Genomic DNA, 22,603 nt, shown 5'->3' on the forward strand with positions numbered 1-22,603 from the left:
ATAAATTTTTAAAGTATATTTTAAAGTATAAATAATAGTTAACAATGGGACTTCTATGAAAACCACCAAGTTACCTCTGTCAGCATGGAATGACGCACAGGCAGCCGGTTCTCAGTCGCAGTCGGTTAAGCAGCCAGAATCTTATTATCCTACTTGCGATAAAAAAAAGCAGACCGGTCGTGCCAGCAATGATGATATTTATAAAAATCTATTTAGTAAAAATATGCTTGATAATGTGTCTATAGACAAGATATCAGCGGATATCGTCTTTACTACTAAAGGAGCAGTTGCTGATGCAGCAGCTCAGTCAGCTAAGACTCAGTCAACTATGAGCACCGCTTATAAAAAGGCACCTAGCAAAGAATTGCTCAATAGAAAAGTGTCAGAGCAGATTGAAGTGGCATCAACTACTTTTAAGAACCCATTATCTAGCGAGTCACACTCTAATGAGCATCTCCTTAAAGACCGTGTAGCTAATAAAGCATATAGCCTTGTTCAACCGTCATCTAATACCAATACGCATATGAAAAGCCTCAATCTTGATACTGAGAAAGATGAGCTCAACTCAGCAAACATAAACGCTCAAATCCCGGAACGTGTATTTATGAATGGTCTTATTAAACATACTGCGATTGCCTTAGCGATTATTATCCCGTTAGCTGCTTTTTCTGCCTATGCTGCACCGCAAAATATGCCTATGACTGCAACACCTGAAGGCAGTGCTATAAAAAGTACTCAAATGAATAGCACGGAAATGCCAGTTATTGAGCCGTCCTCAATTATCCATAAGTCAGCAAATATGCCAACGACAGTGGATAGCGTTGATCTTGAACAGTATGCAGGAACATGGTATGAAATAGGTCGTTTGCCTATGTATTTTCAGCGTAAGTGCGCAAGTGACGTGACCGCGACGTATACTGGTAAAGCAGATGGTTCAGGTATTGATGTTCTCAACCAATGTCGTAAAGAAGATGGTGCAATGATGAGCGCCAATGGGCTGGCAAAAGCGGTTGATGATTCAGGCAGCAAGCTAAAAGTCACATTTTTACCCTCATGGATACGCTGGTTGCCAGTAGGACGCGCAGATTATTGGGTGTTAGCGCGCGATGCTAATTACCAAACGGCTCTCGTTGGTACGCCTGATAAGAAGTATCTATGGTTGCTGGCGCGTACGCCAAATATCAGTCAACAAACCTACAGTAAATATCGACAGATTGCCCAGCAGCAAGGTTTTGATTTAAGAGAATTTAAATTGACCACGCAAAGCAATCAACATGTAAAACTGGTTCCTTAACAGTACAATGACTTGTTCATCATCTAATCAGGTCTTTCGTCCTAATATATTTGCAAGACGCAACGTATCATTTGCATAATTGGCAATAATAACGGTTATCACTGGCAAAACAGGGCATTTTGCGCTAGAATCTAGACGATTTACGCGCAACGATGGCAAGCCGTTTTTATTGCTATTTCTTTATTATCGTCAATAAAGCGCCATTTTGATTGCGTTTCTGTTTAGCCTCAGTTTTATTGATTGTTTTATCCTACTTATATTTTCTTATTCGTTTGTCATTATTTTTATTTATCCCACCTTTTACTGACTATAAGGATGTTCCTCGTGAGCAACGCTGATACCTTACGCCAATTACATCAAGACCATTTAAGCCAATATAATAATCAAGAACAACAAGCTATTGAATTGATTGGATTATTAAATAAATTATATAACGAGCAAGATGTTCAAGTAACCTTGTTCGGTGAGAACCTCGATACTACCTCAGTAAGTAAAGTATTGGCATTGCATCAAAAAGCTGCCATACGTGAGTCGGGCGCTGAGCCGATTGCTATTGCCGATACTTTAGATATGGTAAAAGCGATTGCTGCGCATACTGAACTTCAGTCAACCAGTATTGATGTTGGTCAGCTTATTGTAAATAACAGCGACCTAGCAGCGGCATTGCAAGCAGTAAATACCTCTGAGCAAGCGCAAAATGGCGCAACTGACGTAGTTCTATACGGCTTTGGTCGTATCGGTCGTATCTTAACGCGTCTACTGTTATCAAAGGCGTCAAGCGTTAAAGGCTTACAATTAAAAGCCATCGTAGTACGTCCAGCAGCGGCAGGTGACCTTGCCAAGCGCGTGTCATTGCTTGAGCGTGACTCCATTCATGGCAGCTTTTCTGGTGGCGTGAGCATTGATGATGATAATAACGGCATGATTATTAATGGTCGTTTTGTACAGGTTATCTATGCTAAAGACCCAAGTGAGATTGACTATACTGCTTATGGTATTGATAATGCATTAGTTATCGATAATACGGGTATTTGGAAAGATGAAGACGGCTTAGGCAAGCATTTGCAGTCTAAAGGCGTGAAAAAAGTCTTGTTAACAGCGCCAGCTGGCGGAAATATTAAAAACGTCGTGTATGGTGTCAACAACAATACCGTGGGCGACGACACGATTGTTAGTGCGGCAAGCTGTACCACTAACGCGATTACGCCTATGCTAAAAGTCTTAAATGACGAATACGGTATCGAGAATGGTCACGTTGAGACGATTCATTCGTTCACCAACGACCAGAACTTGATTGATAACTATCATAAAGCTGATCGTCGTGGTCGTAGTGCCGTATTAAATATGGTCATTACCAGCACTGGTGCCGCAAAAGCAGTGGGCAAAGCATTGCCAGAGTTAAGTGGTAAGTTGACTGGTAACGCCATTCGCGTGCCTACACCAAACGTTAGCTTAGCAATTTTAAACCTAAATTTAAAAACTGCACCACAAAGTGCAGATGCGTTAAACGAATTTATGCGCAAAATTTCTAATAGCAATCAGTGGCAGTCACAAATTGCTTATACTGACTCAACAGAAGCAGTCTCTACTGACTTTGTTGGCACCACGCACGTTGGTGTTGTTGATGCTCAAGCGACTATTTTGACGGATAATCATGCCATCGTTTATATTTGGTATGATAATGAAGTTGGCTATAGCACTCAAGTTCTGCGTCTAGCCACGCAAATGGCAGGTATCAGCTATACTCAAGTGCCAGCGTAATAGTCTGATTTATAACATTCTTGCGTATAGTAATCTGGTATAAAAATAAGCGATATTTAATATCGCTTATTAACCACCGTTTGTATCGAGTGCTTAAATGCTATACTAGTCGTCGTTAACATGACATACACTACCCGATAGTCTGATTGGTTATCGGGTTTTGTTGCCATAATAAGTACTGATATTGTCTTTATTTAAGGTCGCACTTCTCATTAGAGCGTCTTTACATACAGACAAAATTAGCCCGAGCTGTAACCCAAATTGTAAATTAAGGAACGTAACATGCGATTTATTGATGAAGCCATCGTAACCGTAAAAGCAGGCGATGGTGGTAACGGTATCGCCAGTTTTCGCCGAGAAAAGTATGTCCCACGTGGCGGACCGGATGGTGGTGATGGTGGTACTGGCGGTGATATTTATGTTATTGCTGAAGATAATACCAACACCTTAGTCGATTATCGCTACACTCGCCGCTATGACGCAATGCGCGGTGAAAATGGTCATAGCAGAAACTGCTCAGGTAAAGGCTCAGATGATGTCTTTCTACCGGTGCCAGTTGGTACTACAGTTATTGATACTGAAACTGATGAAGTGCTTGGTGACATGACTGAAATCGGTCAGACATTCCTGATTGCTAAAGGTGGAGACGGTGGTCTAGGGAACACTCACTTTAAAAGCTCAACCAACCAGGCTCCGCGCAAAGCAACATCAGGCTTTGAAGGTGAGCTAAAAGTACTTAAATTTGAGCTAAAAGTTGTGGCGGACGTTGGACTAATTGGACTACCGAACGCAGGTAAATCGACATTCATTCGTCAAGTGTCAGCTGCCACTCCTAAAGTTGCCGATTATCCGTTTACTACTTTAGTGCCAAACCTAGGCGTAGTGGATATTGGTCGCCATCGCTCGTTTGTGATGGCAGATATTCCCGGTTTGATTGAGGGTGCGTCAGAAGGGGCGGGTCTTGGTATTCGATTTTTAAAGCATGTGGCACGCACACGTCGCCTGCTGCATATTGTTGATATTCAACCGCTTGATGGTAGTGATCCAGTAGAAAATGCGCGTATTATTTTCAATGAGCTTGAGCGCTTTTCACCAGAGCTGGCGAATTTGCCACAGATTTTAATTTTGAATAAAATCGATCAGATAGTCGATGCAGACGAGTTAAATGAGCTTTGTGAACATATTGTAGCGCAGCTTGGCTGGACAGGCGCTGTGTTCCGCACCTCAACTCTCACAGGTGAGGGTGTCGATCCTGTTAAATATCATTTGATGAATGAGATTGAGCTTGAGCGTGAGCGTGAGTTAGAATTTCCAGAATTTGCTGAAGCGCAAAGAGCACGCTTTGAGCGTCTAGAAATAGAGGTGCGCCGTAATACAGAAGCGCAGCGTGAAGCCTATCGTGCCGCTCGTAAAGCCCAGCGCGAAGGTACTGATTTGCCGGACGATGATAGCTTTGATGGCGAAGCCTTTGACGACGATGACGATGATGGCGTTGAAGTGGTGTATGCCCCTTAAATTGTCTGGTATCACTTCGAAAATTTAAGCATTATTTTGTTAAAAAGTAGGTCAGCTAGCCTGCGACTTTCTTTTTAACTTATCTTTCATTAGTATTTTATTAATGAAGAACGAGTTTTTAAATGCGTTATGTTTTAGATGATGTGACGTATTTTTTACACCCATCCCGCAATATACAGGAGTTTTTATGGCAGGTGACATGGAACAAACGACAGAAGAAGCAAGGTTTGTTAAGCAAACCCGCAACTTTGATATTAAGCGCGTTATTGTCAAGATTGGCTCATCATTATTAACCAATAATGGGCGAGGGCTGGATCGAACTGCCATTTACGAGTGGGCAAAACAGATTGCAAAACTGCATAATCAAGGTATAGAAGTGCTACTGGTGTCATCGGGTGCCGTCGCCGAAGGCGTGGTACGTATGAATCTGGACGAGCGTCCCAAAAAGTTAGCAGCGCTGCAAGCGTGTGCCTCTATAGGGCAGATGGGCTTGATTGAGACCTGGTGGTCAGCCCTGATTCAGCATGGGATACAAAGCTCACAACTGCTGTTAACTCATGATGATTTGTCCAATCGTAGCCGTTATCTGAATACCAGTAGCGCATTGACTCAGTTGTTAGAATGGCGTGTGCTGCCGGTCATTAATGAAAACGACACCATTACCATTGATGAGATTAAATTTGGTGATAATGACACGCTAGGCGCGATGGCAGCGGCAATGGTCAATGCGGATTTATATATCATTTTGACCGATCAAGAAGGCGTATTTACTGACAATCCACGTCACAACCCCAACGCAAAAATGATACGTCAAGAACGTGCCATGGCGGATTATTTGTTTGATATTGCGGGCGATGGCGGTAAGCTTGGGCGTGGTGGTATGTTAACCAAAATCCGCGCTGGTCGCTTAGCAGCTATGGGTGGTTGCCCAACCGTGATTGTCAGCGGTGCTATTGATGACGTCATTACCCGCGTAGTCTCAGGTGAAGCGGTAGGTACGTTACTAACAACCAATGAGCACGATAAAATTATAGCTCGCAAACAATGGATAGCTGCGCATTTGCGGATGTCAGGGACGCTAATCGTCGATGCCGGTGCTGCTCGTGCTGTCATTGAAAATAATAGAAGTCTATTACCGGTTGGTGTGGTAGAGGTGCGTGGTGATTTTGATGAAGGCGATGTGGTTGAAATTGTCCATCAAGATACTGGCGAACGCTTAGCCATTGGTCAGGTGAATTTCTCATCAAACGATGCGCGCCGTGTGGCTCGTGAGCGTACAGAGCAGTTTGGTAAGATTTTTGGCAATAAAGAAGAGCGGGTAGTGATGGTACACCGCGATAACTTAGCGTTGTCAATGTAAAACCTTGTCGGTTTAAATTGTTGCTAATAAAATGATGCGTGCCTAGTTATATATAAAATTATTCCTTGTTTTAATATTAATATCGTTATTTTTATCTCACCCTATGTTTAACACTGACAATAATAAATATTGTTCTATTTTGGAGATTGGTGCATGAGCTTCTCGGATACTGTTAACTCCCCTCAGCAAAATTTTGCTCCCCTAAAAAATGATAGATTATTACGGGCTTTACGTTTTGAGCCAGTAGATACTACTCCGGTCTGGATGATGCGTCAGGCAGGGCGCTATTTACCAGAATATAAAGCCACCCGTGCTGAAGCGGGCGACTTTATGAGCTTATGTAGAGACACTGCGCGTGCGACTGAGGTGACGTTACAGCCTTTACGCCGTTTTGATTTAGATGCTTCTATTTTATTTAGTGATATTTTGACCATTCCTGATGCGATGGGTTTGGGTCTATATTTTGAAGCTGGCGAAGGTCCTAAATTTAAATACCCTATTCGTAACCAAGCAGATCTTGATAGAATACCGACTCTTGATGTCAATGATTCTCTAGATTACGTCATGCGTGCAGTGACCAGTATCCGTACCGAGATTAACGGAGCAGTGCCACTGTTTGGTTTTTCAGGCAGTCCGTGGACGCTTGCTACTTATATGATTGAAGGCGGTGGCTCAAAAGATTACCGTTATACCAAAGGTATGCTTTATGGCAATCCTCAGTTTTTACACCAATTATTAGATAAGCTTGCCATTGCTGTGATTGACTATTTAGATGCACAAGTGATTGCTGGGGCGCAAGCGTTACAAATATTTGACAGTTGGGGCGGCGCACTGGGTCACCGTCAATTTATTGAATTCTCCCATGCCTATAATAAGCGCATTGTGGCGGAGTTAAAGGTACGTCATCCTACTATTCCGGTGATTTTATTTACTAAAGGCGGTGGTCTTTGGTTGGATATTCAAGCCGACAGTGAAGCGGATGCTTTGGGACTTGATTGGACGATGCCAATTGACCGTGCTCGCCAAGTTTTGCGCGCAAGCGAACGCCAATTAAGTGAGCATTACCAACAGCCACAGCGCCGCAAAGCCGTTCAAGGAAACTTAGATCCAGCCACGCTATATGGTTCACCAGAAACCATTCGCAAAGAAGTCAAAGCGATGTTAGATAGTGCTTATGCATGTGGCGAAAAGACAGGCTATGTAGCAAACTTAGGTCACGGCATTACGCAGTGGGCTGACCCTGAGCGTGCTAAAGTCTTTATTGATGCGGTGCATGAGTATCAGCTTTAATTGAAACTATTGTAATAAAAACCATGATCGTTACCCATGACGGTCGTTATTAGCTTGTTAAACAGATTTTAATACTATCCCAGTTGATATAATTAGTAAAAAGGATGTCTTATGATTTCAGCAGCGATTATCGGTGGCACAGGATATACAGGTATTGAGCTTATTCGATTGTTATCAGCGCACCCTGAAGTGTCTATTGATTTATTGACCTCGCGTAGTGAAGCCGGTACGCGTGCTGATGAGATATTTCCAAGCTTACGCGGTATCTCTGATCTAGTATTTAGTGATTTAGGCGATGATACATTATCTATGCTGCAACGCTGTGATGTGGTGTTTTTTGCCACACCGCACGGCGTAGCAATGAGACAGGCAGAAGCCTTAACCCAAGCTGGTGTTAAAGTGATTGACTTAGCAGCAGATTTTCGCTTGCAATCTTTATCAGATTTTGAGCACTGGTATCAGCAGTCGCATACGTGTCCTGAATTGCTAAAAACAGCGGTTTATGGTCTGCCTGAAATCAACCGCCATAAGCTTGCAACTGCAACTGTGGTTGGTAACCCCGGTTGCTATCCGACCACCGCTATTTTAGGGTTAAAGCCCATTATTGAGTTGCAAAATGAACAAGAAGTACAGTTGATTGATGCTCGGATTGTGATTGATGCAAAATCTGGCGTGTCAGGCGCCGGTCGTCAAGCCAGTCTCGCACTGAACTATGCTGAAACCACAGATAACTTCAAAGCGTATGGGGTAACGGGTCATCGTCACTTACCGGAGATTGAACAAGGTATTGCGCTATTATTAAACAGTCAATTTGCCCATCGTGTACGTTTTTTACCGCATTTAGTGCCAATGATTCGAGGTATGCTGAGCTCAATCCATATGGAACTGACTGAATCAGGTAAAAGTATTGACTGGCAGAAAAAGTTTGAAGCGGCTTATGAGCGTGAACCTTTTATTGATGTTTTACCAAAAGGTATCTATCCAGACACACGCAGTGTGCGCGCTAGCAATCGTCTGCGTATCGCTGTGCATCAGGACAATGAGCGGGCTGAGCTGACAGTACTGGTAGTACAAGATAATCTTGTTAAAGGGGCAGCAGGACAAGCCATTCAAAATATGAATGTTATGTTTGGACTTGATGAAACCTTAGGGTTAAATGCTGCGCCCATTGTTCCTTAACCTATAACATTTTAGATATTTTTGCTTTGAGTATCATTTTTTAGGATTCTGTTTGAAGATATTTTTTAGAATTGACACTAGCAAATTTTTATAATCATGAGCAATGCTGAAGATACCACGTTATTTAATGCATTATTCATAACTACTAACCAATAAATAACGTTTAATCGAGTATTTAATAGACGGTCTAACGCTGACATATCACAAGATATTTACTGTAAAGTCAGCATGCTTACAGCGCCATGCTAGGTATTGACTCTGAATTCCGTTATAATATTTCGCTTTACTGTTAAGAGATAGTGTCTAGATGCGTGTTAAGACTGTCCCCCGCTTGCGCTTGCAGCCAGCACAATTATCGTGTCGTGTGCCAGATTCTGCACCCGATAAATTGTCGCGTGCTTATCAGCCACGACTTATTCACAGCGCTCAAGACGTGGGAAGTACTCAAAGTATGGGTAGCAGTCAGCAAGGCGCAGTGACAGTAACCTGGTTACTTGCTCTATTTGTAGCAGCTGTATTGGTCACCGCGATCGTTGCACTAATGCTTGGGCATAAGCTTGGTTATCAACGCGGGTATTATGCGCTGCAAAGTGAGACCAAGCTCTCAGTAGCCGATATCGAACAGACTAGTAAATCATTAAAAGACTTAAAAATTAAGAATAAAGTTTTAAACAATCAAGTAGCAACCGCTAAACAAGAATTGCTTATTAGTCTGACCAATTTAGATGAACTGCGTGAAACTCAAAAAGAGATTAAAGTAGAAAGCCAGCAAGTTTCTCAGTTAAATGAGCTGTATGCCAAGCTAATTACTAAGCAAGGTGGTATGCCACTACAGATTCTTGGGGCTAAAATTGACCCGCTCCCTGAGAATGCATTTGAGTTTGGTTTTGATGTAGGTATGCTGAGTGAAGATGGTCAAGCAAAAAATCTAGCAGTCACTTTAACTTTACAGGATAAAGATAACTTTATAGAAGTGCCGCTTGACCCTGCTAATTACGCTATTGGAGGCATCGTTCGAATTCGTGGACGTTTTGTAATGCCACCAGGCTTTAAGCCATTGCAGGTTAAGCTTAATTTGGAAGCGGACGACCAAAAAGTAGAGCAACTTTATGATTGGAATCTAGGTGATATGGTTGATAATATGCCTTTATCATTGCTCGATTTACCAGAAGTGGATCAAAGCCCAATTGCTAGTAATGGCCCAGTCACTACTAAAAAAGCGAGCTCCAACAGTAAAACTGATAGTAAAGCAGGTATAGAAAAATAGTATGCCAGCTCTTGCATAATAATACTTAACCTGCTCACTACTTATATAAAATTCGTTATCTATAAGAAGAGGTATAGTGCTCTTTTTATATGAATTCACCAGTCCTTTTTTACATACCTTGTTGAATACTGATTGCTATGATAAAAAATAAATTAACTGATATGCATTTGATGATTGATGATTGGCATTTTCCACCATTGCCATTCGGTCATCGTGCGCAGGTCGATAATCCTGAAAGTGAGACCACACCGCACACCGATGTACTGGTTGCGGAGCCTGAAATCGCTAAACCACCAATGTATGCCGTGGTTATGTATAACGACAACTATACGCCCATGGAGTTTGTCGTCTATATTTTACAGTCTGAATTTCGCCACAATCTTGATGCAGCCGTTGAGATTATGATGACCATTCATAATAGTAGTAAGGGCATTGCCGGTATCTACCCTAAGGATATCGCTGAAACTAAAGCTAAAAAAGTGAATAGTTTGGCGCATCGTGAAGGTTATCCTTTGTTAACCCAAATTGAACCGCATCAGGGTGAATAAAGAAATTGTTATTTGCCCCCGTGTTCTACGTATATAAAGTCTAGATAGTTAGTTTAATACTGTCATTTTAATCTTATATTTTTATCTAATAATGCCACTAAAATATGGCTAGTTTAACTTGACGCCTTTAATTCATTGCTCTTTATATTCTGCTTTTTAATAATTTCTATAAGCTTATGTTTCGCAGTCACTACTCTGCTATCGTTGCAGACTCTATTAAATAAAACCCCTTCACTTTGATTGCTTATCATTATCTTGCAATTCTTACTCTGTTTTCTGAAAGCCAGATACAGTAACGTTTCTAGACTCAAATTTATTCTTCATTTGTCCATTTTTCTGCTTACTTTTTTCTATCTATTAGTCGCTACTTTATAAACGCATATCTTTATTCATTATGAGCATTTTTACCGTTCCATTGATAACCATTACAGTGGATTTCAAAGTTTTTCATGACGCTTGTAAAGGTGAAAGATAAGCTTTGATACATTTTACAACGTGTTAATGGATTGACTATCTTTGTTTATCATGTTGATATGAAGTCAAGAGTCTGACAACAACTTTTCTTATTTTTAATAAATAGTTACTAATAGCTAAGGTAGGTGCAATTACTGATAATTGAGGTAATTACATCGATAGCTGTGAACAACTTGAATAAGTAATGTAATAAGATATTAATCAGTGTTGAACTCTGCCTGTGAACCTTGAACAATGTAGCGCATGTCCTAATATAGTATTCATGTGATTCATCATACTATCTCACTATTGAGATAGGTATAACCGTAGGAACTCCTTATGTTAAGTCGTCATCTTGAAGTCTCTCTGCGTTTAGCCATGACACTTGCGCGTCAAAAGTCGCATGAGTATCTTACGGTTGAACACTTATTATTGGCATTATTAGAAAATACGCATGCGGCTAACACTTTGACTGCTTGCAATGCGAATGTATCTAGTTTGCGTACTGAGCTTGAGGCATATATTACTAAGCATACGCCAACTGTAGATGCGGATATAGAACAGTCGCCACAGCCGACCCAGAGCTTTGATCGTATTTTGCAGCGTGCAATATTTCATGTACAGTCTATTGGTGGTGGTCGCTTGGTTGAAGGCTCAGATATTCTTGTCTCTATGTTTTCAGAGCATGATACCTATGCGGTTTACTTGCTGAAAAAGCAAGGTATTAGCCGTTTAGAATTGACCCAATATCTCTCACATGGTCAAGATAAAGAAGAGTCCTCTGAGGAACCACGAGCGTCCATGACGGGTGAGCGTCGTAGTGCATCTGAGCGTACCAGTAAAGATCCACTAGTAGAATTTGCAAGTAATTTAAATCAGCGCGCAGCGGAGGGTAAAACTGATCCATTGATTGGTCGTGGTCCCGAGATTGAGCGTGCCGCGCAAGTATTATGCCGCCGCCGTAAAAACAACCCGCTATTGGTCGGTGAGCCGGGTGTTGGTAAAACATCTATTGCTGAAGGATTAGCATGGTTGATTATCAATGACAAAGCGCCAAAACCATTAAGTGGTTGTGTGATTTATAGCCTTGATATAGGTGCATTAATAGCGGGTACTAAATATCGCGGTGATTTTGAAAAACGTATGAAATCATTGCTTGATGCGCTCAAAAATAAACCCAATGCTATCTTATTTATCGATGAGATTCATATGATTATTGGCGCAGGCTCGTCCATGAGTAGTAATATGGACGTGTCTAATCTTATTAAACCTGCGCTTGCTAACGGTGAGTTACGCTGTGTGGGTTCGACTACCTTTACTGAATACCGTCAAGTATTTGAGAAAGATCATGCATTATCTCGTCGTTTTCAAAAAATTGATGTTAAAGAACCTAGCATTGATGAAAGTATCGACATCTTACGTGGTCTAAAATCACGTTATGAGGAGTTTCATAATGTTGAATATACAGATGAGGCTTTGGTAAGCGCTGTACAGTTATCAGCTAAGCACATTCATGAACGATTCCTGCCCGATAAGGCGATTGATGTTATTGACGAAGCGGGTGCCTATAAGCGTTTGGGCGTAATTCCTGACGCTGATGACATCAATGCCGAAGATAGCTTGATTGCTGATTTAGAGCAAGTACTTAATGATGATGTGCTTGCTGATACCGACATTGATAATGAAATGCAGGATGAAGCCGCAGCCGCCAAAGCTGAAGACAAATCTAAAACTGATACGCGTAAAGTTAAAAAACAAAAACCACCAATGAAAATTGATGTGGCAGATATCGAAGCTATTGTTGCCAAGTTAGCACGTATTCCACCCAAATCTGTATCCAGTGATGATAAGAGTGTTCTCGAACATTTAGATCGTGATTTAAAGCGTTTAGTCTTTGGACAAGACGAAGCCATTGCTACGCTTGCAGATGCGATTAAATTGTCACGAGCGGGGCTTAAAGCACCAGAAAAACCAATCGGCTCGTTTATGTTTGCCGGTCCAACCGGGGTTGGTAAGACAGAAGTATCGCGCCAATTGGCAAATCTGTTAGGTGTTGAGTTAGTTCGTTTTGATATGTCAGAGTATATGGAAGCGCATACGGCGTCACGTTTGATTGGTGCACCGCCGGGTTATGTCGGTTTCGATCAAGGTGGTTTACTCACCGAGAAAATCAATCAGCATCCACATTGTGTTTTATTATTTGATGAAATAGAAAAAGCGCATCCTGATGTCTTTAACTTATTATTACAAGTCATGGATCACGGCACATTGACAGATAATAACGGTCGGATTGCAAGCTTTAAGCAAGTGATTGTTATTATGACGACTAACGTAGGCGCTGAGAGTATTAGCCGCTCGTCTATGGGCTTCACCGAACAAGACCATAGCCGTGATAATAATGAGTCGTTAAAACGCGTATTTAGTCCTGAATTCCGTAACCGTTTAGACGCTATTATTCAATTCAATCCACTTGATACGTCAATTGTCGTGTCCGTTGTTGATAAATTCTTGGTTGAATTGCAAGTTCAGCTTGATGATAAGCAAGTGACCTTAGAGATTGATGATGAGGTACGTGAATATCTAGCCGAAAAAGGCTATGATCGTTTGATGGGTGCGCGTCCAATGCAGCGTCTGATTCAAGATGAAATCAAGAAACCTTTGGCAAATATGATTTTGTTTGGCGACTTGGTAAATGGTGGCGTTGTTCATCTGACGTTAGAGCCAAAAGACGAAGCAACAGATGCAGATGGCGTCTCTATTACTAAATCTATTTCTGATACCTATGGCAGTAGTATCAGTAGTGATAAAGGTTCAGCAGATAGCCGAATCATCTTAACAGTGGTGGAAACTCATGAGCCACGCTCAGACTCTGAATCAGTAGCCAGCTAGTATAACTTGCTTTTTTATAAAGAACGGTTACTACGGTAGCCGTTTTTTTATGCGAAGTTTTTGGTATGGTTCTTTTTAGCATAGTTCGTAATGTTTATACTGAATTTATGCCTTGTTTTTTGTTACTATCACTTAATATTCATTAATACTTACTATTAATAAAAAGGTAACGCATGATGCAGTTATTTGAGAATGAAAAAACGATATCTGCTACTACTACCAAAACAGCAGCAGAAAAACAGGCAATTTTAGATAAGGTGCGCCTACCCGAAGATTGGAAACAGGCGCTTGTAGAGGAATTAACCTCCGAAAATATGGATGCACTACGGGAGTTCTTAAAGCAGGCTTATCAGTCTGATATTAGCGTCTATCCACCAGCGCCGTTAATGTTTAATGCCTTTAATTTAACTCCTTTATCACAAGTAAAAGTAGTCATCTTAGGTCAAGATCCCTATCATCGCCCAGGGCAAGCAATGGGATTGTCTTTTTCGGTTCCAAAGGCGATTCCTAAGCCACCGTCATTGAATAATGTACTAAAAGAGATGGCAAGTGATATCGGTACTAAACCTTCGGCGCATGGAGATTTGACCTCTTGGGCACAGCAAGGGGTACTGTTACTTAATAGCTCATTGACGGTGAATGAGGGAGAGCCAAATAGTCACCAAAATGCAGGCTGGGAGCCATTTACTGATACTGTGATTAACATTATTAATGAACAAACGGAGCACACCGTATTTATCCTGTGGGGTAGTAAAGCTCAGAAGAAAGGTAAGTATATCAATACTGATAAGCATTTAATTTTAACCGCTGTTCATCCATCACCGCTGGCTGCCAATCGGGGCGGGTTTTTTGGCTCTAAACCCTTTTCTAAAACTAATGATTATCTCGTGCAATATGGCAAAATACCGATAGACTGGCAGTTGCCACAGTAGTTGATTATTAATAAAATAAATAGTAAGTTGAGCGGCAATAAGTATGTATATCAACACCCGACTGATACAGCCACACCTTATCCCGACCAATAGTATAAGTGCCGCCAAATTTTGGTCTAGTCAAGATGTCAAATGGATGCAATATGCGTTGGAGCTAGCAAGACAAGGCGCTAAATGTGGGGAAGTGCCTGTGGGTGCGGTGCTGGTTCATGAGCAAGCGATCATTGGTGAAGGCTTTAATGAGCCGATTGGACGCTGCGATGCCACGGCTCATGCTGAAATTGTCGCCTTAAGGGATACGTGTCAACGTTTAAGTAATTACCGTTTACCACAGCAAACGACATTATATGTGACATTAGAGCCATGTACCATGTGTATCGGGGCGCTGATTCACGCGCGGGTTAATAGGCTGGTTTATGCTGCTTTTGAGCCGAGAGCAGGTATGGTTGGTAGTCAAATAAACTTACCGATGCAGCCTTTTTATAATCATACGATTGAAGTACAGCAAGGTTTGTGTGCTGAGCATAGTAGCCAGATGCTAAAGGAATTTTTTCGTAAGCGCAGACAAAGTTCAAAGAAAAAAGTATGAAAAGTAGTTAGTAAATAATAAACAAGCATTGGTAAAATTTTAAGATAGCAGTCGAAGTACTAGTGATAGTAAGGTTTATTTGATATAATGGCGCTCTATTTAGCAGTGCTTACTTTATTCGTATTTAAGCAATTGATAAATAAGTCAATATTGTTTTATAAGTGCCTACTATGACCCTTGCTAGCTCTTTGTCTAAATGTGTATCAGCTGATAATAAGCTACAGTCATTACTTTATCCTGTTATTTGTATTGATGGACCGAGTGGTGCAGGCAAGGGTACGGTATCGTGGCGTTTGGCTCAAGCCTTAGGTTATCAGCTTCTCGACTCAGGCGCTTTATATCGTATCGTTGGTTTAAAAGCATTCGAGGTAGGACTGATTAGTATTGATGGTCAGCAGCCGATTAACGAAGATGCCATATTGGTATTGACGCAAAGTCTAGACATTGCTTTTAAACCTAATGTAGATTCAGGACGAGTCGATATTATTGTTAATAATGATGTCATAGGCGAGCAAGTACGGAATGAAACGGTTGGGGGATATGCCTCACAAATAGCTGTTTTTCCAAAAGTTCGTCAAGCATTATTAAAGCTGCAGCAGGATATGGCAACCCGCTCAGGGTTAATTGCTGATGGTCGCGATATGGGTACAGTTGTTTTTCCTGATGCCGATGTTAAAGTTTTTTTGACTGCCAGTGCTGAAGCTAGAGCGCAGCGCCGTGTGACTCAGCTGATGAATGCCGGACAAAATGCTGATTTTTCCACTATTTTAACGACGATTAAATCTCGTGATGAACGTGATGAAAATCGTACAACGGCGCCTTCAAAACCTGCCGATGATGCACTTGTGATTGATAGCTCGAACCTTGATGCCGCTAAAGTATATCAACAGATTAAAGCCTATTGTCAGTCGCAAGGTATTTGTTTTCAGTAAGAGTAGAATGTTATTAAAATTAAATTAGCTTTTTGAACCATAGCGTTAAGATATAATAGATAGAATCGCCCTTTATATCTTTTTTTAGTATAAAATAATAGTTATTAAATATACGTCGTCTTATTATAAGATGTTGCTTAACGATTATGAAGACATGTGTTGCTAGCAAGTGCTACTGATGAATATTATCAAAGGTCTGCTTTTTAGCAACAACTGTTTTTTTATATGAAGATATAAGATATAAAACCAGTATCTCGTTTTACATCTTCATAAATTTGATCCGTACTGTGCTGGACAGGATACGGCTATACAAAGGTAGACATAATGGAATCATTTGCTGAACTATTTGAAGCAAGTATTGAAAATCAGGGTCTGGATATCGAACGTGGTTCGGTTATTACCGGTACTGTTGTTGCGATCGATAGTGATTGGATTACAGTAGACACTGGTCTGAAATCTGAAGGCATCGTTGCACGTGAAGAATTTTTAAGCGACGAAGGCGAGCTTGAAGTAGAAGTTGGCGATAGCGTTGATGTCGTGGTTGAAGCGGTTGATAACGGTATGGGTAACACCTTACTGTCACGTGAAAAAGCCAAACGCGTCGAGACGTGGAATATCCTTGAAAAAATCTATGATAATAATGAAATTGTCAAAGGTATTATTTCTAGCAAAGTAAAAGGTGGCTTCACAGTAGATATCGGTACTGTGCGCGCTTTCTTACCAGGTTCATTGGTAGATGTTCGTCCTATCCGTGATACGACGCACCTAGAAGGTAAAGAGTTAGAATTTAAAGTTATCAAGCTTGATCAAAAACGTAACAACGTTGTGGTCAGCCGCCGTGCCGTTATGGAAGCTGAAAATTCAGCTGAGCGCGAAGAGCTATTGAACAAACTTGAAGAAGGTATCGAGATCGAAGGTATCGTTAAGAACCTTACTGATTATGGTGCATTCGTTGATCTTGGTGGTATTGATGGTCTATTGCACATCACTGATATGGCATGGCGCCGTATCAAGCACCCATCTGAAGTGGTTGAAGTGGGTCAAGACCTTAAAGTTAAAGTACTTAAATTTGACCGTGAGCGTAATCGCGTAAGCCTAGGTCTAAAACAATTGGGTACTGATCCTTGGGATAACGTTGGCGGCACTTACCCAGTAGGTAGTGTGGTTAAAGCACGCGTTACCAACTTGACTGATTATGGTTGTTTTGCTGAGATTTCTGAAGGCGTTGAAGGCCTAGTTCACGTATCAGAGATGGATCATACCAACAAAAATATTCATCCATCAAAAGTAGTTCAAGTGGGTGATGAAGTTGAAGTAATGATCCTTGATATCGACGAAGAACGTCGCCGTATCAGCTTAGGTATCAAACAAACTCTTGCTAATCCATGGGATGAGTTTGATAAGAAACATGAGCGTGGCGATAAAATCACTGGCACAATCAAATCAATCACTGACTTCGGTATCTTTATCGGTTTAGACGGTGGTATTGATGGTCTAGTACATTTATCTGATATCTCTTGGAACGAAACTGGCGAAGAAGCTATCCGCAACTACAACAAAGGCGACACCGTAGAAGCAATGGTATTGTCTGTAGATTCAGAAGCCAATCGTATCAGCTTAGGCGTAAAACAATTAACTTCTGATCCATTTAACGAATACCTAGTCAACAATGACCGTGGTGCCATCGTTAATGGTAAAGTAAAAGAAGTCGATGCTAAAGGTGCCACGATCGAACTTGCTGACGAAGTAGAAGCTTACTTACGTGCTTCAGAGATTCAACGTGACCGCGTTGAAGATGCAACTAAGCATTTAAATGTTGGTGATGATGTTGAAGCGAAAATCATCAGCGTTGATCGTAAAACACGTAACATCAGCCTGTCAATCAAAGCAAAAGATGAAGCTGAAGAGCGTCAAGCGATTAAAGAGCTAAGCAGCAGCAATGCGCCACAAGCAGCAGCAACTGATGCACAGCCAAAAACAATTGGTGATTTGATTAAAGAGCAAATGCAGTAAGTTTTACGCTCCCAAAAATCAATAGTAATAAAAAAAGCGACTTCGGTCGCTTTTTTTTGTCTACGTTTTAGCGATGCTTTAATTACTAGGTAGTGAAGTACAAAGTTAAACTTAAGTACTCTCTCTATTTATTACGCGCTAATATTTGCAACCTTGCGTTACAAAATGTAAAATGAAGCTAAGTACTTGAAACATTGTGAACTTTTAAGTATGGGCTACTATATTTACCTAGCATCCTTTCGTTTTAATAATCATTAATCATTGAGGCAAGCGTAATAATGCAACAAGCTATTAATAAGTCAGATTTTATTAACAATTTGAGTGCTAATTGTGACCATATGACCGATATGGTCATTGATGATGCCGTGCGTGAGATTTTAAATCTCATGACAGACACGTTGGCAAATGATGGTCGAGTAGAGGTTCGCGGTTTTGGCAGTTTTTGCTTGCATCATCGCCGTGCGCGTACGGGTCGTAATCCTAAGACAGGAGAAAGTGTGCCCGTTCCTGCCAAAGCAATTCCACATTTTAAACCAGGTAAGGCTTTGCGAGAAGCCGTCAATGATAATATCGCTTTATCATAAAACCGAATAGATAATAACTACAATTGTTCAATAGAATGAATGCTAATATTTATTACTAATCCAAGCGAGTGGCTTACTCGTTACTATGAATTTTAGGGGAGATAATTATTATGCGCATTTTATTATTGATATTATTATTTTTGAGCTTCGCTTATGCACTAGGTCTCGTATTGGCTAATAATACGGAAATTGGGGTTAATCTATTGTTCTCGCAAGCGCCTACTATGAATTTGGGGCTCTTGTTAATCCTTGGTCTGATTCTTGGTATTGTCATCGGCATTCTGTTGGCATTATTAATATTCCGCGTGCTACAGAATAAGTGGGAAATCTCTCGGTTACAAAAGCTGAATAAAAATTTGGAAGAGCAGCTAGTGCAAGCGCATGTGGTAATTGACCGTCAGGCGCATGCCCCTACTGTAGAAGAAGCGGTTTATGGTACCAATGCGGTGCCCTCTAATACGGAAGGATTGCATTTATACGAGACCACAGGGCAGCTGACTACTAATTATGCTGACGATCCTAAGGTTTTAACTAAGCAGAAACGTGATTGATTATAATAAAAGTTATTGTAATGGAAACGATTAGAATAAATATGAGCTGAGTGCTATTCATGAAATAGCGCTCAATAATAAAATTTTGAAACAAAATGGTAAATTCATGATTGATATGACTGCTACTAGCACAGATAGTAATAGGGTAACTTCCCCTATTATCGTTGCATTAGATAACTTAACGGTGGAAGCTGCCTTGTCTTTGGCTGATAATTTAGATCCTGCTCTATGTAGGCTCAAGGTCGGCAAAGAGTTATTCACCCGTGCTGGACCTTCTATTGTGCAAGCGCTCCAACAGCGTAGCTTTGATGTATTTTTAGATTTAAAATTCCATGATATTCCGAATACCACGGCACAAGCAGTATTAGCCGCGGCTGATTTAGGGGTATGGATGGTAAATGTCCATGCTAGTGCTGGCAGCGCTGCAATGTCGTTAGCTAAGCAAAAGCTGATTACTGGTCATTATGACACTTTATTGATTGCAGTGACGGTGCTGACTTCTATGGGTCAAGAAGGTTTACCACAAATTGGCGTTAATGATTCTCTAGATGTACAAGTAAGCCGCTTAGCCCAGCTGACCCAGCAGTCGGGTTTGGATGGTGTTGTTTGTTCTGCTCAAGAGGCTAAAGTATTAAAAGTCTTGTGTGGGGCTGACTTTAAATTAGTAACGCCTGGTATTCGTATGTTAGAGGACAGTGCAGATGATCAGCACCGTATTTGTACGCCTGCGCAGGCATTGCAAGATGGTTCTGACTATTTGGTTATCGGTCGCTCTATTACTCAAGCTGATGACCCTTTAGCGAAACTACAAACCATATTGCAAAGTATAGCGTAGCCATTAGATATAGTAGGTATATACAGTAGTAATAAAGAATGCCTTTAACTATAAAAAAGCAGCCTTAAGTTGCTTTTTTTATTTTTTGACGAGCGAGTATTAAGTGCTACACTAAATATCCTAATTTATTAAATTCACTACCTCTACTGTATCCTATGAAAGTACAAATATTAAGTGATCTACATATAGATAGCTATGTTCGACAGTCGCATCCAATAGGTTGTATCCCGAAAACCGATGCAGATATTGTGTTAGTGGCGGGTGATACCGCAAATAGTGATAGCGGTATGGCTTGGTTACAAGAGCAAGCTGCGCACTTAGCAGTGCCTATTGTTACTGTTGCTGGTAATCATGAGTACTTTAATGAAGATGTGCTGCATTTTGACGAAAAGCTGGCGACTTGGGATAATTATGATGCCGTGTCTAATCAAGGGCTTAAAGTGCTTCAGTGCCAGCATATAGACATTGGAAAAATACGCATTTTAGGTTGTACTTTATGGACGGATTATCAATATCAAGCAGATGCGGACACAATGGCAGTCGCTAAGCGTTTTATGCGTGATTATAAGCAAATTTATGCGGGTAATGAGCTTTTTTCACCTGAATTATCAATGCAGCTACATGCCAAGCAGCGGCAATGGTTACAACAGGCATTAATAGAATCAAAGCAACTGGATAAAACCATCGTGGTAATGAGCCATCATAGTATTAGCCCATTATCAGTGTCTGAAAAATACTCTGATTTGCCAAGTAATGCGGCATTTGTGAGTGATTTTTCAGGGTGGATGGCAGAGCCTTGGGCACCAAAACTATGGATTCATGGGCATACGCACGAGGCATTTGATTATCAGCTGCATAATACGCGTGTGGTCGTTAACCCGCGTGCGTATCCAAATGAAGTCAGTAGTACTGCTCTATCTTTCGCTTGGGATAAAGTGGTTATTCTTGATTAAGTCCTCTATTGAATGCTGGTTCAAATATTTACCAGTTACGTATTCCTATTTTAAGATTTAGCGCTCTATTGCTACGAAGTTTGTATTCTGTACCGTGCGCCGAAAAAATCTGCTAGTCTATTCTTTATGACGACATTCTCTACTGATTCTTCTTATTCTCTTCTGTTATCTGAGCCCAGCAGTACGCTGAAATTAGATATGCCTGCGCCTGCGCACCTGCCAGACAGCATGATGTCTTCAGTAAGCTTACTGCCTGAGAATAAGCGTCTTATTCTATTTACCAGACATTCTTTACGCGAGCGCTCTGATGGTAAGGGCTTTGCCAGTTATCAGCTACCGTTGACCGCTAAAGGGCGCGTACTCGCGAAGTCTTGGGGGCGATGGTTGTCCAGTCATCTGCCTTATTCTCTTGATGTTGATAGCATATCCAGCCCCATTGGGCGCTGTATCGATACGGCGCAGCTGATGCAGGAAGGGGCAGGGCTACAGCGTCTTATTACTGAGCAACCCCTGTTGGTCGAACCTGGAAGCTTGGTGACGGAACCTGAACTTACCAGCGTGGTGTTTAAAGAGATCGGGGTACTTAATTTCATCAATCGATTTTTGCAAGGCAATCTTGAGGGTACCAAAAATGCCTATCAAGGTGGAATTGATATCTTATCGCTGTTTTATCAATATCAACCAAAGCCTGGGCAGTTAATGCTTGCAGTCAGTCATGATACTTTATTATCGGCGTTTTTAGGGGTGATGTTAGATGTGCCTGAAATTGATTGGAATGATTGGCCAAAAATGATGGAAGGGGTATTTTTGTGGTTCGATGAAAAACCCTTTACTGAGGCGAGTGCGTATTTTGTATGGAGAGGGGTAGTCTATCAGCGTCCGATTTGTAGCTTATTAGAGAGTTATCGGGCAACGGGCTTTGCACCAAGTAAGCTGTTACTTCCACCAGAAGTTAAATGGAGATGATGGGGCAGGGTTCAATAATGATTAAAGATGAATGTTAAAGATATCATACTATCTGAATATTTTATCTTAGCGATATTCTAAGATTTTGTTCTAGAAAATACTGCGATAGAAATAACACTGCCATAAAAAAACCTTGCCACTAGGACAAGGTTTTCTATCTATATGAGCTAAACTTAGCTAATTTTAAGCTTGTAGTGCTTTGATTGCTTTGTTTAGGCGGCTCTTACGACGAGCAGATTTATTCTTATGAATAATACCTTTGTCAGCCATACGGTCAAGAACTGGTACCGCTTTTTTGTACGCTTCAGTTGCCGCATCATAGTCTTTAGCTGCGATGGCTGCATCAACACGCTTCAAAAAAGTACGAACCATTGAGCGTTGTGAGGCAGAATGTTGACGAAGTTTGGTGTTTTGACGGGCGCGTTTACGAGCTTGTGCAGTATTAGCCACGCGTATCTCCTTTATAAAAGACAGGTAAGAATATGAAAGTTGATTGCAATAAATAATGAGTTGTACAATCATCGGTGACGAGTAGCCGTCTCGTCAAATATGATATCGATGCTAAATACTAATCAGTCATCGCTTGCGTCAAAGCCGTTTGGAATAATTAAATAGCTTTGACGTGTAAAGCCGGATATCTTAGCAAATTATTGCGCTTAGGACAATATATTTGATGAGCAATGGCTAAAGAA

Annotated in this window: 19 protein-coding genes; 18 read left to right on the forward strand and 1 reads right to left on the reverse strand. The window is 41.1% G+C overall.

Annotation, left to right across the window (positions count from 1 at the left end; genetic code table 11):
* Positions 1-55: 55 nt before the first annotated feature.
* The 18 genes from H2245_RS01905 (at position 56) to H2245_RS01990 (ending at position 21,911) form a co-directional block, all read left to right on the forward strand.
* A complete protein-coding gene (locus H2245_RS01905) occupies positions 56-1,294 on the forward strand; it encodes a lipocalin family protein (RefSeq protein WP_182405443.1) in 1,239 nt (412 codons plus the stop codon).
* Positions 1,295-1,609: 315 nt separating this feature from the next.
* Positions 1,610-3,055, forward strand: coding sequence for a glyceraldehyde-3-phosphate dehydrogenase (locus H2245_RS01910; protein ID WP_182405445.1), 1,446 nt, complete (start codon positions 1,610-1,612; stop codon positions 3,053-3,055).
* A 282-nt stretch (positions 3,056-3,337) separates the two neighbouring features.
* Positions 3,338-4,570, forward strand: a complete 1,233-nt coding sequence (cgtA, locus tag H2245_RS01915; RefSeq protein WP_182405447.1) for an Obg family GTPase CgtA — start codon at positions 3,338-3,340, stop codon at positions 4,568-4,570.
* Positions 4,571-4,757: 187 nt separating this feature from the next.
* Positions 4,758-5,930 (forward strand): glutamate 5-kinase, encoded by a 1,173-nt coding sequence (gene proB, locus H2245_RS01920; RefSeq protein ID WP_182405449.1) that lies wholly within the window; start codon positions 4,758-4,760, stop codon positions 5,928-5,930.
* Between the two features lie 153 nt (positions 5,931-6,083).
* Positions 6,084-7,220 (forward strand): uroporphyrinogen decarboxylase, encoded by a 1,137-nt coding sequence (gene hemE / locus H2245_RS01925; RefSeq protein ID WP_182405451.1) that lies wholly within the window; start codon positions 6,084-6,086, stop codon positions 7,218-7,220.
* 111 nt (positions 7,221-7,331) lie between these two features.
* Positions 7,332-8,399: an N-acetyl-gamma-glutamyl-phosphate reductase gene (argC, locus tag H2245_RS01930; protein ID WP_182405454.1), complete on the forward strand. Its 1,068-nt coding sequence runs from the start codon at positions 7,332-7,334 to the stop codon at positions 8,397-8,399.
* 307 nt (positions 8,400-8,706) lie between these two features.
* Positions 8,707-9,666, forward strand: a complete 960-nt coding sequence (locus H2245_RS01935; RefSeq protein ID WP_259365037.1) for a hypothetical protein — start codon at positions 8,707-8,709, stop codon at positions 9,664-9,666.
* A gap of 137 nt (positions 9,667-9,803) precedes the next feature.
* Positions 9,804-10,214 (forward strand): ATP-dependent Clp protease adaptor ClpS, encoded by a 411-nt coding sequence (locus H2245_RS01940; protein WP_220464346.1) that lies wholly within the window; start codon positions 9,804-9,806, stop codon positions 10,212-10,214.
* A gap of 792 nt (positions 10,215-11,006) precedes the next feature.
* Positions 11,007-13,556, forward strand: a complete 2,550-nt coding sequence (locus H2245_RS01945; RefSeq protein WP_182405456.1) for an AAA family ATPase — start codon at positions 11,007-11,009, stop codon at positions 13,554-13,556.
* Between the two features lie 176 nt (positions 13,557-13,732).
* Positions 13,733-14,488 (forward strand): uracil-DNA glycosylase, encoded by a 756-nt coding sequence (locus H2245_RS01950; RefSeq protein WP_182405674.1) that lies wholly within the window; start codon positions 13,733-13,735, stop codon positions 14,486-14,488.
* Between the two features lie 43 nt (positions 14,489-14,531).
* Positions 14,532-15,077: a tRNA adenosine(34) deaminase TadA gene (tadA, locus tag H2245_RS01955; RefSeq protein ID WP_182405458.1), complete on the forward strand. Its 546-nt coding sequence runs from the start codon at positions 14,532-14,534 to the stop codon at positions 15,075-15,077.
* A gap of 170 nt (positions 15,078-15,247) precedes the next feature.
* Positions 15,248-16,009: a (d)CMP kinase gene (gene cmk, locus H2245_RS01960; RefSeq protein ID WP_182405460.1), complete on the forward strand. Its 762-nt coding sequence runs from the start codon at positions 15,248-15,250 to the stop codon at positions 16,007-16,009.
* Positions 16,010-16,330: 321 nt separating this feature from the next.
* Positions 16,331-18,022 carry a 30S ribosomal protein S1 gene (gene rpsA / locus H2245_RS01965; protein WP_182405675.1) on the forward strand — a complete coding sequence of 564 codons (1,692 nt, stop codon included), beginning with the start codon at positions 16,331-16,333 and terminating at the stop codon, positions 18,020-18,022.
* Positions 18,023-18,300: 278 nt separating this feature from the next.
* Positions 18,301-18,606 (forward strand): integration host factor subunit beta, encoded by a 306-nt coding sequence (locus tag H2245_RS01970; protein WP_182405462.1) that lies wholly within the window; start codon positions 18,301-18,303, stop codon positions 18,604-18,606.
* 110 nt (positions 18,607-18,716) lie between these two features.
* Positions 18,717-19,157, forward strand: coding sequence for a lipopolysaccharide assembly protein LapA domain-containing protein (locus H2245_RS01975; RefSeq protein WP_182405464.1), 441 nt, complete (start codon positions 18,717-18,719; stop codon positions 19,155-19,157).
* A gap of 115 nt (positions 19,158-19,272) precedes the next feature.
* Positions 19,273-19,992: an orotidine-5'-phosphate decarboxylase gene (gene pyrF / locus H2245_RS01980; RefSeq protein ID WP_182405676.1), complete on the forward strand. Its 720-nt coding sequence runs from the start codon at positions 19,273-19,275 to the stop codon at positions 19,990-19,992.
* 155 nt (positions 19,993-20,147) lie between these two features.
* Positions 20,148-20,945: a metallophosphoesterase gene (locus tag H2245_RS01985; protein WP_182405466.1), complete on the forward strand. Its 798-nt coding sequence runs from the start codon at positions 20,148-20,150 to the stop codon at positions 20,943-20,945.
* Between the two features lie 198 nt (positions 20,946-21,143).
* Positions 21,144-21,911 carry a histidine phosphatase family protein gene (locus H2245_RS01990; RefSeq protein WP_404944649.1) on the forward strand — a complete coding sequence of 256 codons (768 nt, stop codon included), beginning with the start codon at positions 21,144-21,146 and terminating at the stop codon, positions 21,909-21,911.
* A gap of 183 nt (positions 21,912-22,094) precedes the next feature.
* Here H2245_RS01990 and rpsT read toward each other — a convergent pair whose 3' ends face one another.
* Complete coding sequence (gene rpsT / locus H2245_RS01995; protein WP_182405470.1) at positions 22,095-22,361, reverse strand: 30S ribosomal protein S20; 267 nt, start codon at positions 22,359-22,361, stop codon at positions 22,095-22,097.
* Positions 22,362-22,603: the final 242 nt, after the last annotated feature.

This window comes from Psychrobacter sp. GP33 (genome assembly GCF_014119005.1).
Lineage (GTDB): Bacteria > Pseudomonadota > Gammaproteobacteria > Pseudomonadales > Moraxellaceae > Psychrobacter.